The sequence below is a fragment of the Kitasatospora sp. NPDC001261 genome (assembly GCF_042896795.1).
GTDB lineage: Bacteria > Actinomycetota > Actinomycetes > Streptomycetales > Streptomycetaceae > Kitasatospora.
Genome location: NZ_JBIAXP010000021.1, coordinates 186,352 through 198,378 on the forward strand (window position 1 = coordinate 186,352; position 12,027 = coordinate 198,378).

General features: G+C 73.3%; 20 protein-coding genes. 18 read left to right on the top strand and 2 right to left on the bottom strand.

Annotated elements, in window-relative coordinates; translation table 11 throughout:
- Positions 1–62 precede the first annotated feature (62 nt).
- The 15 genes from ACFY4B_RS27485 to ACFY4B_RS27555 all read left to right on the top strand — a co-directional run bounded on the left by ACFY4B_RS27485 (position 63) and on the right by ACFY4B_RS27555 (position 8,929).
- Positions 63–548 (top strand): hypothetical protein, encoded by a 486-nt coding sequence (locus ACFY4B_RS27485; protein ID WP_387972260.1) that lies wholly within the window; start codon positions 63–65, stop codon positions 546–548.
- A gap of 64 nt (positions 549–612) precedes the next feature.
- The gene (locus ACFY4B_RS27490; RefSeq protein ID WP_387972263.1) at positions 613–1,203 is read left to right on the top strand and encodes a hypothetical protein; all 591 of its coding nucleotides are present in this window, start codon (positions 613–615) and stop codon (positions 1,201–1,203) included.
- Between the two features lie 94 nt (positions 1,204–1,297).
- Positions 1,298–1,810, top strand: a complete 513-nt coding sequence (locus tag ACFY4B_RS27495; RefSeq protein ID WP_387972266.1) for a hypothetical protein — start codon at positions 1,298–1,300, stop codon at positions 1,808–1,810.
- Positions 1,807–2,634: a hypothetical protein gene (locus ACFY4B_RS27500; RefSeq protein ID WP_387972269.1), complete on the top strand. Its 828-nt coding sequence runs from the start codon at positions 1,807–1,809 to the stop codon at positions 2,632–2,634. Before ACFY4B_RS27495 ends, ACFY4B_RS27500 begins: the two co-directional genes overlap by 4 nt.
- A gap of 50 nt (positions 2,635–2,684) precedes the next feature.
- Positions 2,685–3,230, top strand: a complete 546-nt coding sequence (locus tag ACFY4B_RS27505) for a hypothetical protein (RefSeq protein ID WP_387972271.1) — start codon at positions 2,685–2,687, stop codon at positions 3,228–3,230.
- The gene (locus tag ACFY4B_RS27510; RefSeq protein WP_387972274.1) at positions 3,227–3,661 is read left to right on the top strand and encodes a hypothetical protein; all 435 of its coding nucleotides are present in this window, start codon (positions 3,227–3,229) and stop codon (positions 3,659–3,661) included. The genes ACFY4B_RS27505 and ACFY4B_RS27510 overlap by 4 nt, the downstream gene beginning before the upstream one ends.
- A gap of 102 nt (positions 3,662–3,763) precedes the next feature.
- A complete protein-coding gene (locus tag ACFY4B_RS27515) occupies positions 3,764–4,072 on the top strand; it encodes a hypothetical protein (RefSeq protein ID WP_387972277.1) in 309 nt (102 codons plus the stop codon).
- Positions 4,073–4,158: 86 nt separating this feature from the next.
- Positions 4,159–4,608, top strand: coding sequence for a hypothetical protein (locus tag ACFY4B_RS27520; RefSeq protein ID WP_387972280.1), 450 nt, complete (start codon positions 4,159–4,161; stop codon positions 4,606–4,608).
- A gap of 70 nt (positions 4,609–4,678) precedes the next feature.
- Complete coding sequence (locus ACFY4B_RS27525) at positions 4,679–5,143, top strand: hypothetical protein (protein ID WP_387972283.1); 465 nt, start codon at positions 4,679–4,681, stop codon at positions 5,141–5,143.
- Positions 5,144–5,272: 129 nt separating this feature from the next.
- Positions 5,273–5,593, top strand: coding sequence for a hypothetical protein (locus ACFY4B_RS27530; protein ID WP_387972286.1), 321 nt, complete (start codon positions 5,273–5,275; stop codon positions 5,591–5,593).
- A 209-nt stretch (positions 5,594–5,802) separates the two neighbouring features.
- Complete coding sequence (locus ACFY4B_RS27535) at positions 5,803–6,369, top strand: hypothetical protein (protein WP_387972289.1); 567 nt, start codon at positions 5,803–5,805, stop codon at positions 6,367–6,369.
- A 39-nt stretch (positions 6,370–6,408) separates the two neighbouring features.
- Complete coding sequence (locus ACFY4B_RS27540) at positions 6,409–6,600, top strand: hypothetical protein (RefSeq protein ID WP_387972292.1); 192 nt, start codon at positions 6,409–6,411, stop codon at positions 6,598–6,600.
- A 71-nt stretch (positions 6,601–6,671) separates the two neighbouring features.
- Complete coding sequence (locus ACFY4B_RS27545; protein ID WP_387972294.1) at positions 6,672–7,235, top strand: hypothetical protein; 564 nt, start codon at positions 6,672–6,674, stop codon at positions 7,233–7,235.
- Between the two features lie 71 nt (positions 7,236–7,306).
- The gene (locus ACFY4B_RS27550) at positions 7,307–7,747 is read left to right on the top strand and encodes a hypothetical protein (protein ID WP_387972297.1); all 441 of its coding nucleotides are present in this window, start codon (positions 7,307–7,309) and stop codon (positions 7,745–7,747) included.
- A 276-nt stretch (positions 7,748–8,023) separates the two neighbouring features.
- Positions 8,024–8,929, top strand: a complete 906-nt coding sequence (locus ACFY4B_RS27555) for a hypothetical protein (protein ID WP_387972300.1) — start codon at positions 8,024–8,026, stop codon at positions 8,927–8,929.
- 100 nt (positions 8,930–9,029) lie between these two features.
- Here ACFY4B_RS27555 and ACFY4B_RS27560 read toward each other — a convergent pair whose 3' ends face one another.
- The gene (locus tag ACFY4B_RS27560; protein ID WP_387972303.1) at positions 9,030–9,353 is read right to left on the bottom strand and encodes a hypothetical protein; all 324 of its coding nucleotides are present in this window, start codon (positions 9,351–9,353) and stop codon (positions 9,030–9,032) included.
- 669 nt (positions 9,354–10,022) lie between these two features.
- Here ACFY4B_RS27560 and ACFY4B_RS27565 point away from each other — a divergent pair.
- Positions 10,023–10,646 (top strand): hypothetical protein, encoded by a 624-nt coding sequence (locus ACFY4B_RS27565; RefSeq protein WP_387972305.1) that lies wholly within the window; start codon positions 10,023–10,025, stop codon positions 10,644–10,646.
- Positions 10,647–10,748: 102 nt separating this feature from the next.
- Here ACFY4B_RS27565 and ACFY4B_RS27570 read toward each other — a convergent pair whose 3' ends face one another.
- A complete protein-coding gene (locus tag ACFY4B_RS27570) occupies positions 10,749–11,330 on the bottom strand; it encodes a hypothetical protein (RefSeq protein WP_387972308.1) in 582 nt (193 codons plus the stop codon).
- A 137-nt stretch (positions 11,331–11,467) separates the two neighbouring features.
- On the opposite strand from ACFY4B_RS27570, the gene ACFY4B_RS27575 reads away from it, so the two are divergent.
- Both ACFY4B_RS27575 and ACFY4B_RS27580 read left to right on the top strand, forming a co-directional pair.
- Complete coding sequence (locus tag ACFY4B_RS27575; RefSeq protein ID WP_387972311.1) at positions 11,468–11,683, top strand: hypothetical protein; 216 nt, start codon at positions 11,468–11,470, stop codon at positions 11,681–11,683.
- Positions 11,680–11,919, top strand: a complete 240-nt coding sequence (locus ACFY4B_RS27580) for a hypothetical protein (protein WP_387972313.1) — start codon at positions 11,680–11,682, stop codon at positions 11,917–11,919. The genes ACFY4B_RS27575 and ACFY4B_RS27580 overlap by 4 nt, the downstream gene beginning before the upstream one ends.
- The last annotated feature ends 108 nt before the right edge of the window (positions 11,920–12,027 follow it).

The following is a 12,027-nucleotide window of genomic DNA, read 5'->3' on the forward strand; positions in this document are numbered from 1 at the left end:
GCGCTGCCGCGTGACCCGCCCGAAGGACAACCGCTCTGTCCCGCCCCCGAAAGACCACGCCCGTGCCCCGCTCCCGCTTCACCACCGAGCAGATCCACCTCCACCTGCACACCCTGCTGGACGAGAACCCGAACCGCACCGACGACGGCCCCGGCTACGACCAGCCGCCCCGCATCCTCTACCGCGGCAAGCCCGGCTGCCTGACCGGCGTCATCCTGCACCGCCTCGGCGCCAGCGAGGGCGTACTGCGCGATCTCGACACGGAGCTCGTCGACACCCAGTTCACCGACATCCGCCACCCCTGGCGCAACCGACTCACCCCGACCGCCTGGCTCGCGCTGGACGCCCTGCACAACTGGAGCCCCGAGGAAGGCTCATGGGCCCTGGCCCACTCCTCCGCCTTCGGCCCGCGCCCCTCCTACCGGGGCCGCCGCGCAGACCGGGACCGCCGCCCGTGGCTGTACTCCCCCGCCGAGACCCCCGGCCTCAGCCGCACCAACGGCACCGAACCGTGCTGCCGCGCCCACCCGCCCCGCCGTCCGAACTGACCGCCACCGAGCAGGCCGCCCCACGGCGGCCCGCCGGCCCTCCCCCGACAAGGACCAACCCCCGATGTCCACCACCTACGACCTGCGCCGCACCCCGAACGGCACCACCGCACAGGGCCGGCTCGACCACGTTGCCGGGCGAATCCTGAGCCGCCACGGCTTCGCCGAGTACAAGGTCAGCGACGGCGTCACCTCGCACCGGAGGCTGGCCGACGGGACCAGCGAGAGCGATGCGAACGCCGCCGCGACCGCGGCCGCCAACGAGCTGCGCAACCACGCCTTCCACGTCACCCTCGACCCTGCCCTCGGCACGCCCGTACCGGCCGGCGTCCACTTCGTCCCCACCTCGGTGCCGGACCCGGTAACGGCTGTGGCGGACCTGGCCGGCCGGCTGCCCGACCTCGACCCCACCGACGAGGCGTACGAGGCGGCGCTGCTCGCCGACGCCCTCCTGGGCCCGCACGGCGCGCTCACCCGGATCACCGAGTTCACCACCACCCTCGGCGGGTGGTGCTCCCGGATCCCCGACGGGGCCGGCGACGACATCGCGGCACTGCTCGCGGACAGCTCGAACCGTCTTGCCGGTGCCGGCCAGCAGCTCGCCGACATCGCCATCCGGCTCAGGGCGGCCGTGACGCCCGAGTACGACGACTAGTGCGCGGCGTCGCGGAGAACACCCCGGCCTCCCCCCAGCGGCCAACCGGGGCCGCCAAGATCAGAACCGAGCGCGCTCAAAGAGAGGCACATCCATGAACACCACCCCCGAACTTCCCACCTCCAGTGTCCCGGCCGCCTACGCCGACGGTCACCTCTTCAGCCCGACCCTTGATCTCACCTCGGCCGGACTCGACTTCCGGCCGGGCGACCGGTTCGAGCCGATGGCACCGGCTCCGGTCGGCAGCCTGAGCGGGAAGGCCGAATGGGCCCGCACGGTCGCCAACGTCGACACCCCCGACTTTCTCGGCCTGACCCGGGGAGCCACGATCACGGTCCACCACGGCGGGGGGCTGAGCACCGGCGAGGTGATCTCCACCTTCCGCAGCGGCGCGCGTGTACGGGTGGTGCTGCCCAACGACCCGGAGGGAAACCGGGCCGAGGTGGTCGTCAGCCGCCGGAGCCCGTCCGGCTCCTGGTACGGGCCGTACGGCCCCACCCCCCAGGACCCGACGGCACCGCCGTCCTCGACCAGCCCAGCGGCGAGCCGTCGGACACCTGAGAGCCCCGCCGTTCTGCGCGCCCTGCTCCGCCTGGACCTCCCGTGACCACTGTCAACGCGCACCCGCCCTACTACGCCGTCACCTTCCACACCGCGATCGGCGGTGGCTCTGGCCGGTACACCGCCGTCGAGGACCCGGCGAGCCTCGCCCAGACCCTGGCGATCACCACGCCGCCCGCCGGCCCGCTGAGGATCTTCGACCGGGACGGCCGCACCCCGCAGGTGAGCGTCGTCCCCCTGGACCTCGCCTGGCGCACCGCCACCGCCGAGGAGGTGCACCAGGCCGTCGCCGACCTGGCCGGCACCTCCTGGTGGCACAGCCGTCCCGGCTACCACTCCCTCCACCAGAGCCGGTTCACCGGCGAGAGCATCGCGGAGATGGTCACCATCCTGGCCGCCGAGGGCGCGCCGGTCGCGCTCGGCGGCCACGCCATCGGCGTCACCGTCAACGGAGAGCCCTGCGTCTACCTGCCCCACCACCCGCCCGCGGCGTGGGAGCGGGCCGAGCACGCCCCGGACACCGCGCAGCCGGGCCCCGTCACCGCCGTCCTCACCCTGGCCGGCTTCCGCCGCGCCACCGACGACGACCCGGCCGACTTCACCGCCATCGACGCCACCGCGGCCGGCCGCCCCGGCTGCGTGCTGCTCACCGCCACCGGCAGCGACTGGTTCACCACCAGCTCCAACATGGCCAGCGCCCTGGAGCGCGACGACTACACCACCGAGGAGACCGAGCACCCCGAGACCCTGCTGGTGCGCACCGCCACGCCCGCCGAACTCGCCGAGCACCGCCGGCGCGACGGGACCGGCGCAGCACCGGCCTGGCTGCCGACCGCGCAGCTGCGACTGCCCCACCAGGGCGGCCGCTGATGCCGCTCCGCCCCCGCCGGGTTGGCGACCGCGCCGGCCGGTGCCTGGCCGTGGCCGCAGAAGGCCCGCTGACCGCCGTCGGCGAGTACGGCGCGCTGCGCTACCTCACCAGCACCGGCGGCGCCCACCACGGCGCGGTGCTGCGCCCGGACGCCGCGCACGAGTGCGCCGAGCGCGGCTGGATCGAGTGGTCCGCGGACCGCTCCACCGCGGCGATCACCGACTCCGGCCGGGCGGCCCTGGCCGAGTACCGGCGCGAGCTCCAGGAGCTCGAGGCGCTGCCGTGCCGCATCACCCGCAACCCGCTCACCGGCGCGGTGCACGATCCGCGCGAAGCGCTGCGCGTGCTGCGCGACCGAGGCACCGGGGCCGAGATTCCGCCCGGTGCCACCGTCACGGACCCGGCCGGCGAGACCGTTACCTACCTCGGCCCCACCATGGAGCAGCAGGCAGCCGACGCCCCGTGGCTGCCCGGGCGGACCGCCCGTGTCCTGTACGCCGGCGGGACCCCCTGGGTCTACCGGCCCGTGGACCTGGGCGCGGCGTACGACGAGAACGTACGGGTGCCAGCCCACTCGCAGGGCCGGCGCCCGTGACCGGCGAGAGCCGGGAAGAGCCCGGACTCAGCGCCGAGCAGCGAGCCGCCCTCGACGCCCGCGACCTCACCAACTGGACCCGCAACCAGCTGCACGCCGAGATCGCCCGCCGTACGGCCGGAGCCGGCGGCCCGACCGAGCGGTACTGGCTGGGTCGCCTCTTCGCGGCCGTGGCCGTCGAGGAGGCCCTGGCGGTGCTCCGCGCGGCCGACCCGTACCCGGGCCTGCGCACCGAGCGGGAAGGAGCGGAGGGCTTTCGCCTCCTGCACAAAGCGAGCGGGCTGCCCGTGAACGGCCGCTACTACCTCCGCCGCGACGCGGCGCGCTCCGCAGCCGCCCGCCTGGCCGCAGCCGCCGACTGGACCCTGCCGTGGAACGAGCTCGGCACCGAGCACCACGCGGCGGCGCAGCAGGAGGAGCGCGACGGCTGACCCAAGGGCCGTCGGTGGTCACACCCTCCCCGATGGGGTAGAATAGTTAATGTAAGGGCGGGGAGGGCAACCCCGCGCCGATCGCCACGAACCCGAGGAACCATGGACATCACCCCCGGCGCCCGCGTCCGCATCGCCATCGAGGGCGAAGTCGCCCACCACCAGCCCGGCGAGATCGCGCTGATCAACCGCACCCGGATCGAGTACGAGAGCGAGGACGACCTCACCGTCGACGTCGTCCAGCAGGGCTACCAGGTCGGCGACGTCGTCCGCCTCGACGACCAGCACCTCCTGCGCTGCCGCGAGGACGGCGGCGCACTGTGGATCGCCTCGGACGGCCGCCGCATCCACGACGACGAGCTCAGCCCCCAGAACCTGACCCTCGTCGCTCGGGCCACCCACCGACCCTGACACCCGGCGGGCGGCCCGCGGTCCCGGCCGCCCGCCAACCGGCCGTCCTGATCCCACCCCGAAGCCCCCGACCCGAGGAGGCCGTCATGCCGGCGCAGCCCGCCGCCCACGCCGCCACCCAGGCCCTGGCCGACCTCCTGGCCGACGCCCCGCCCTGGCTGCCCGCCGTCCGCTCCTGGGAGGTCTTCCAGGAGCCCGACGGCACCTTCTCGCTCAACGGCGAGATCGTGCCCCACGGCGGCGCCTCCGCCGGATACCTGCTCCAGGCCGCCGCCGAGGCGACCGGCGGCCACTACGAGCACCCCGCCGGCCTGGAGCGCACCCGCCTGACCCGCGCCGACCACCAGGTGACCCTCTACTACCTCTCCCCGGCAGCCCAGCGCCCGGCGCCGCCCGGGTGCGCCACCTGCCCCGAACCGCTCGAGCAGTACGTGTGGATCGGAACGCCGCCGACGGCCGTCTGCCTCGCATGCCGAGACCGGATGCACGCCGCCTTCCTCGCCGCCCGAGTTGACACCCCTACTCGCGACCGGTAGATTAGTCAATGTCGGAATGGGGAGGGCAAGCCTCGGTCCGGACGCCACGCACCCGACCCCCGAGGAACCCATGGACACCACACCCGGCGCCGTACCCCTCGGCACCAGGCGGACGGCCGCCGAACCGGTGATCTTGATGACCACCCGCGAATCCGTCGCCGTCTGGACGGCCGAGGAGTACGGCCGCTACCTGGCCGTCAGCTCCGCATACTCCCGCTGGCTCCACCCCGGGCCGGTCGCATTCGACCTGGCCCTGCCCGGCGAGACCACCCTGCGCGCCTTCGGCGTCAGCACCAGTGCGCCCCTGGGCCACGGTCAGGCCGGCGGTCAGCGGTTCGAGCGGGTTCGCAGCACGCTCCGCCCGCTGAAGGCGCCGTGGGAGGACCAAGTGCCCGAGGCGTTCACGATGGAGCACTGGGTGTACGACCTCGACCAGCCGCCGGTCGACCGCGACGAGCCGTGGCGGTGGACCAATGGCCAGCTGGAGATCGACCTGCAACTGCCCGCGGCGATCACCCGACCCGCCGGCGCGTGACCCGCCGCGCCGCCGCCGGCCGCCGCTCGGCGGCGGCCGACTGCTCGGCCGGCGCCCCCAGGCCCGCCCGAACGCCGGGCGGGCCCGCCGACCACCGCGGCCGTCGGCCGCCCAGCCCCTGGAGATCCCATGGCACTGCACCCCGACCTCGCCGATGTCATCGCACACCTGACGCGGCGGGGGCTCACTCCCGCCGTCGTCCACGGAGACCTGGTCGACCACGTCGAGGTCACGCTCCCGGGCCTGCGCCTCCTGGCCGTCTCGCCCACCGTCGTCGAGTACGAGGAGTCGATCGGGCCTGTCGACGGCTGGATCGTCGGCGACCCGTTCATCCCTCACTGGTCGTACGCCAGCTATCCCGGCGGGGACGACGAGCGGCACGGAGCCACAACCGCGCCGATGCTCGCCGCCCTCGACCGCCTCATCGACGCCGACGCCGCGTCGGGCTGACCGGCCCAATCGCAGGTGCCGGGCTGCGCCGCTCCCGGCTCCCCGGTTGACACCCCTCCCCAGCATTGGTAGATTAGTGAATGTCGGAACGGGGAGGGCAAACCTCGGTCCGGACACCACGACCACCGCACCAACAAGCAGCCCCACGTGCTGCTCCCAGCCACCGACACGGCAGGCCGGGCCGGTGCCCACCTGGAAGGGGAAGCGGCATGACCGCGACCGCCGTCGGCGACACCACCGTCATCGAAGACACTCCGTCCCTCTCGCCGCTCAGCCGCCCCGGCAAGAAGCCCATCTACTTCCACCAGATCCGCCACCTGCTGATGAGCGACGGCACCGAGCTCTACGGCTGCGCGCACTGCACCTACACCTCCCCGAAGATCGGCGCGGTCCGCCCCCACCTCAAGAGCCACAAGAAGGGCGCCGCCCCGAAGGCGACCCCGACGAAGCCCAACCAGCTCCCGCCCAGGACCGCCACCGCGCAGAACCGGAAGACCACCGCGCCCGTCCCCAAGCGGCCCGCCACCGCGCACCGGCCCGGGGACACCGGCACGGACCTGACCACCAGCTCCCTGGCCCAGCTCAACCTCGGCGAGCTCGTCACCCAGGCCCAGCAGGCCGACGCCATGCGCAAGCAGCGCGACCTCGCCCGCAAGGAACGCGACGCGGCCCGCAGCGAACTCGACTCCGTGCGCGCCGACGCCGACAAGCAGCGAACCCGCGCCGACGAGGCTGAGGCCAAGCTCGCCCAGGTCCGCCGCACCCTCCAGCTCTAGACCCAGGAGAAGACCATCCCCACCAGCAACCAGGACGCGGTGTCCGTCCCCACCTCCGTCGCCAACGGGGCCATCGAGGTCTTCGACAGCCAGCCCCTCGCGGAAGCAGCAGCGCTGCTGAGCTGCGGGCAGGTCGACGCCCTGGCCGCACTGCTGCGCACCCTCGGCGGGCACACCACCGCCGAGAACTTCCTCGACAGCCACGCCGACCACTGCGACGACCACAGCTGACCCCGCCCGGACCCCCGGTCGGCCCGGCCCACCGCCGGGCCGACCGGCCCGCCCCTCGCCAAGGAGCAGCCGTGCCCGAGCGCGCCATCCTCGACTGGATCGGCCCCGACGACCAGATCCAAGCCCGCATCTACTCACGCTGGGCACCCCCCGCCCAGCAGCTCCCCGCCCTCGCCGACTTCCTCGCCGACCACACCGCCACCGGCACCGAGCCGCCCACCCTCGCCCACTACCGAGCCTGGACCCACGACCACGGACCCCACCTGATCACCGCCATCGTCACCCCCGGAGCCCCCGAACGAACCGCCACCGTCGACTACCGCTACCGCGTCCGCCTCCACCCCCTCCAGATCACCGCCCGCACCCGCACCGGAACCGACTGGGCCACCACCGCACAGGCCGACTCCCCCGCCACCCTGTATGCCCACGCCGCCCAGCTCCTGGCCGAGCAGGCCACCCGGGTCCGAACCCTCACCCACGGCCAGCCCCGCCCCCCGTACGCCGCCCACCTGGCCGACCCCGCCGCGCTCGCCGCCGCCGCCAGCTGGCACGAGGTCAACGCCGCCGCCGCAGGCTGGTGGCCCGACGACCCCGCCCCCCTCCACCGAGTTGACCACCCCACCAGGCAGCCGTAGATTAGCTAACGTCGGACAAGGGAGGGCAAACCCGAACCGGCCAACCACGACCCCGAGAGGAAACCCACCCCGTGACCACCACCCCCACCACCCTCACCGACGCCACCCGCCACGTCCTGGACACCGCCGCCGAAGCCGCCACCGCGATCGCCGCCGCCATCCAGCACATCGGCCCCTGCCAGCACCTCCCCGCCTGGCCCACCAAGCCCATCACGATGCCCGCCGACGTCCTCGCCCACCAGCAGGCCGCCCACACCTTCCACACCCGCCTCACCACCTCCAGCTGCACCTGCCTGCACGGCCTGCCCGAGCAACTGCTCGCCGACCTCTCCCAACGCTGGGCCGCCACCTTGCAGGCCGGAGCCTGGTACGGACAGTCCGCCCGCCGCTCCTCCGCCGAAGTGCGCGACCACAGCCGCAAGCAGTTCGACACCAGCACCACCACCCTGCTCGCCACCGCCGAATGGATCACCAGCGGCACCGCCGCCCTCACCGCCCGGGCAACCTGGTGAACACACCACGACACGAGAAGCACCCCGACCTGCTGCCCGCCACCACCTTCGACCCGACCACCGGACAACCGTGACGCCCCACCCGGCGCCCCGGCCGGCGACGGACCGTTGGCGCACCTGCTCCCACACAGCAGGTGCGCCGTCGACCCGTCGTCGGCCCGTTGGCGTTTCACCACCCGTCCACCCCGAACTCGGCTGCCCCTGCCGGACCGGCCGGCCACTGCCCGCGGCCGCCGGCACCACCCCGACCCATCACCCCACCACCCAGGAGAACCCGTGAAGTCCCTCGGCGAGGTCAAGGCGGCATTCGCCAAGCTGCCGGCCCGCGTCACCATCCAGCAGATCGCCACCGGGACCGGCCGGACCGTTTTCGGCGTCCGCAACTGGATCGCCGACAAGTCGCTCGGCTTCCCCGAGGAGGACCCGCCGCCGGGCCCGCGCGGCGTCAAGTACCGCCTGAACCACAAGGTGGTCGAGTGGTACGAGAAGCAGTCCTTCGCCACCGCCGAGCGCCCCACCGGCCCGGGCGAGGTCGCCGAACGCGCCCGCATCGCCCGGCCGCGCCAGGCCCGCATGAACACCCGCGAGCTCGGCCACACCCTCGGACTCACCGACGACGGCGTGAACTACTACTCCAAGACCTACACGCCGGCCAACAGCGAGGACCCGTTCCCCGAGATCGGCACGGACGGACTTCGCGACTGGCCCGAGGTCCGGGAGTGGATCCTGCGCCGCGCCGAGGCCGGCCGCACTCCCTCCAGGGAACCCGAGCGCGACGAGCTCGGACTCACCCCCCGCCAGCGCGAAGCGCTCGACATCGTCCTGGAGGCCGACCAGCAGGACCAGACCGTCAGCCCCGAGACCCTCGCCGAACGGCTCGGTCTCAAGAGCCCCGACTCAGCCGCCCGGCTGCTGCGGGACATCGAGGAGCACGTCCCCGAGGGCCGCCGGTGGCGCCCCAGCGGGGGCCGGCACCGCCCGGCCGCGCTCGCCGACGCGGTCGGCATCTCCCGGGACATGGTGAAGTACTACGCCAAGACCTTCACCGCGGCGAACAGCGAGGACCCGTTCCCCGCACCGGACGAGAGCAACACCCGGGACGAGGCCGAGGTCAAGGCCTGGATCGAGCGGCGCCGCAACGCCCCACGCCGTCCGCGCGGCACCCTGACCGACCGCACCTGACGGCCGGCACCCGCAAACGACGAAGAGCGGTCCTCCCGTAGTAGGGAGGACCGCTCTTCGTCGTACACCGCGCCGAGCGCCAGCTGCAGCGTGCGGTGCCCTACGCCGCCGCCGGAGCCGCCGCTCCCTTGGCTGCCGCGGCCGCAGGCGCAGAGCTCTTGCCCTTGCCGTCACTCTCGACCGCCGCCAAGAGTTCGAGGTACTCCCGCTGCTCCTTCACCGATATCTCGAGCTGCTCCTCGACCGCCTGCTGGCTGCCGAACGCATCGACAGCCTGTTGCACGGCCTTAGCCATGTCCAGCTTGGCCGCAGCCACCTTCTTCTCGGCGGTGTCGATCGCGTCCGCGGCCGATGCCTGCTGCTTGTGACGCTCGCGAAGCTTGAGCTTGCGGCTGAGGTTCTGTTCGTTCGTAGAGGAAGTCATAGCGGCGATCCTAAATCGTCAAAAAATGATCACCAGCAGTGCCCTGGAGCTATGAGCTGCGGACTCTCGCAGCGAACCAGAGAATCGAATACGAACACACAGTCAGTAGATCGCTCCCGCGGTCATCCCGGACCCCGGCCGCAGCCGCCCGGGTCACGGGCGCCCGACCATCACCGGGCCGACCACACCGGACACCGCAGCGCGTGCCGGAGGAGGAACGCCACCGTTCCGCCGGGCAGCACCTCGCGCACCCGCTCGGCCTCGCAACACCCAACATCGACCAGCACACCGACGGCACCGCGCCACTCCACCGGGCCGGCCGGCCGCACCGACCCCGAGACCCTTCGCCGGGCCAACCCCCGACCAACCCGCACCCGCCCACGCCCTCGCTCGCCCATCGAGCCAGGATGCCGCCCACGGCGCTCGCCACGAAGCAGCCATACCGGTGACGATCCTCAGCCGTGCCGTGCCGCGCCGCCAGTACCCCGGTGTAGCAGCCGCACCTGCCCGCGCGCCCACCGCACGATGAACCTGCCCTTCCCACCGACGGCAACCTGCTCACGGACGCACTACCGGCAACCCGCGCCGGCCCGCCGGTGGGGCATCATGGTCGACGGCCATGCATCCGTATACGCACGGCCTTTCGTTCAAGTACGGGAAGAGAACCGGATGAACCGCCCACTGCTGCTCACCGCCACCGCCGCGCTACTGGTGCTCACCGGCTGCGGCACCGTGCAGACCGGGGCCGAAGCCGGTCAGGCGCCCACGGCCACAGAGGCGAGCCGGTCCGCGGAGGCGAGCCGGTCCGCGCAGGCCGAGCAGGCACGCAAGGACGCCGCCGAGCGGTACCGGCAGGCGATGGCTGAGCACGACGGGCGCTACCCCCAGGTCGCCCAGGCCTGCGCCACAGTGGCTGACGCCACCCCGTCCGCCGGGGCGCCCGCACTGGACCCGGAGACCGCCAAGCACGCGGAGAACAACTTCTTCAAGCAAACCCTGCCGCTCAGCGCCACTGCCCAGTGCCGCGGCGACGCACACGCGGCCCGGATCACCACCGCGCTCGCCGGAGGCAAGGACGGAGCCCAGACCCGGCAGGTGCTGGAGAACCTCGGCTACCCCATGAACACCATCAAGGTCATCGCCGACGGCACCAGCCCGGCCGGCTTCGTGCTGGAGGTGCCGGGCGCGGGGCCGTGCATCGAGGGCATCGCCTACCAGAGCGGGCGGCTGGAGATCGAGGCGCACGGCTACTACCAGGAGGGCGGCTGCGAGATGCCCAAGGGCGGTCACTGAGCCGCGAACCCCAGGGGCACCGGTCGGGCGTCACCGCCCTGGACTCGTAGGCCAGCCCTTCATCCCCGGCGGGACCGCCCTTCTGCGCTACCCCATCGCGGACTACACCGCCGGCACCGCAGTACAGCACGGGCGCCGTGCCCACCGCGGACTCAGCTGAGCAGCACGTGCGGGCAGCCGCAGCACCCGCCCGCAGTGAACACACCTGGCGTCCACGGAGTCCACCAGCACGCCGTCCTCGCGCACGATCGCCGCGATCGGCTCCAGCCCGAGCGGGCGCATCTGCTCCCGGGCCCTCCGCACGATGAAGTCGCCCTTCCCCACCGGCGCCCTGAACGCCCGAAGCGCCGGCCGCAAGGGGTCGATCGGGTGCGCCTCCAGCCAGGCCGCCCGCCACAGCACGTCAAACCGATCGAGCTCCGCCTCAACCCCGGTCCCCCGGGTCCGGTCCGCCAGCACCCGGACGACTGCGAACACGGCATCGCGACGCAACAGCCGACTACCGCAGAGCACCGACTCCACCGTGGACCGCGAGAGCGCAGCGGGCACCACGGCCCTCGCCAAGTCGCTGAGCGACGGCGCGCCCGCCCGCACGTGCAGCCCCCGCAGCTCCGCCAGCAGCCGCCGGTGCTCCGGCCGGTCAGGCGGAAGGTCGGGAACCCGAAGCACCCCAGCTCGCCCCATCGACCGCGCTCCCTCACGTCGTCCAAATCCGTCCAGGACCAGCGCCGATCATCCCAGAACGTGCCAACTCGCAGAGCCCCGTCCAACTCCATCGACCGACCTGCCGCACCGGCCGGCACCAGGGCATCGTCAAGCGCGTGCTGACCCACACGATCTTCGACTTCCTGATGCACGACGTCGGCGGCAACTTGGTCGCGGCCGGACTGCTGGCGGCCGGCACGGCCGCCGTCCGGCGCTGCCGCCGCCAACCGCCCGACCCGCCAGCCCCGGAGCAATCCGGCGACCCAGCAGGACCGACGCCGGGCCAACTGCCGCCAGCGACCCACCGCACCCGCCAAAGGAGAGCACCGTGAGCAACGCCCCGATCAGCCGGCCCCTCACCTCCGCCGAGGACACCGCCCTCCGCTACCTCGCCGCGGGCTACACCATCCCCGACATCGCCCGCCGACAGCACACCCGCAGCACCACCGTCCGCAGCCGCGTCACCCGCGCCCGCCACAAGCTCGGCGCCATCACCCTCGACCATGCTCTCCAGCTCCACGCCCAACTGCACCCCACCCAGTCCACCGCCACCACCCGCCCCAACTGATCAAGCGCCCTCGCTCCCGCTCCGCCCTCGCTCCCGCTCCGCCCTCGCTCCCGCTCCGCCCTCGCTCCCGCTCCGCCCTCGCTCCCGCTCCGCCCTCGCTCCCGCTCC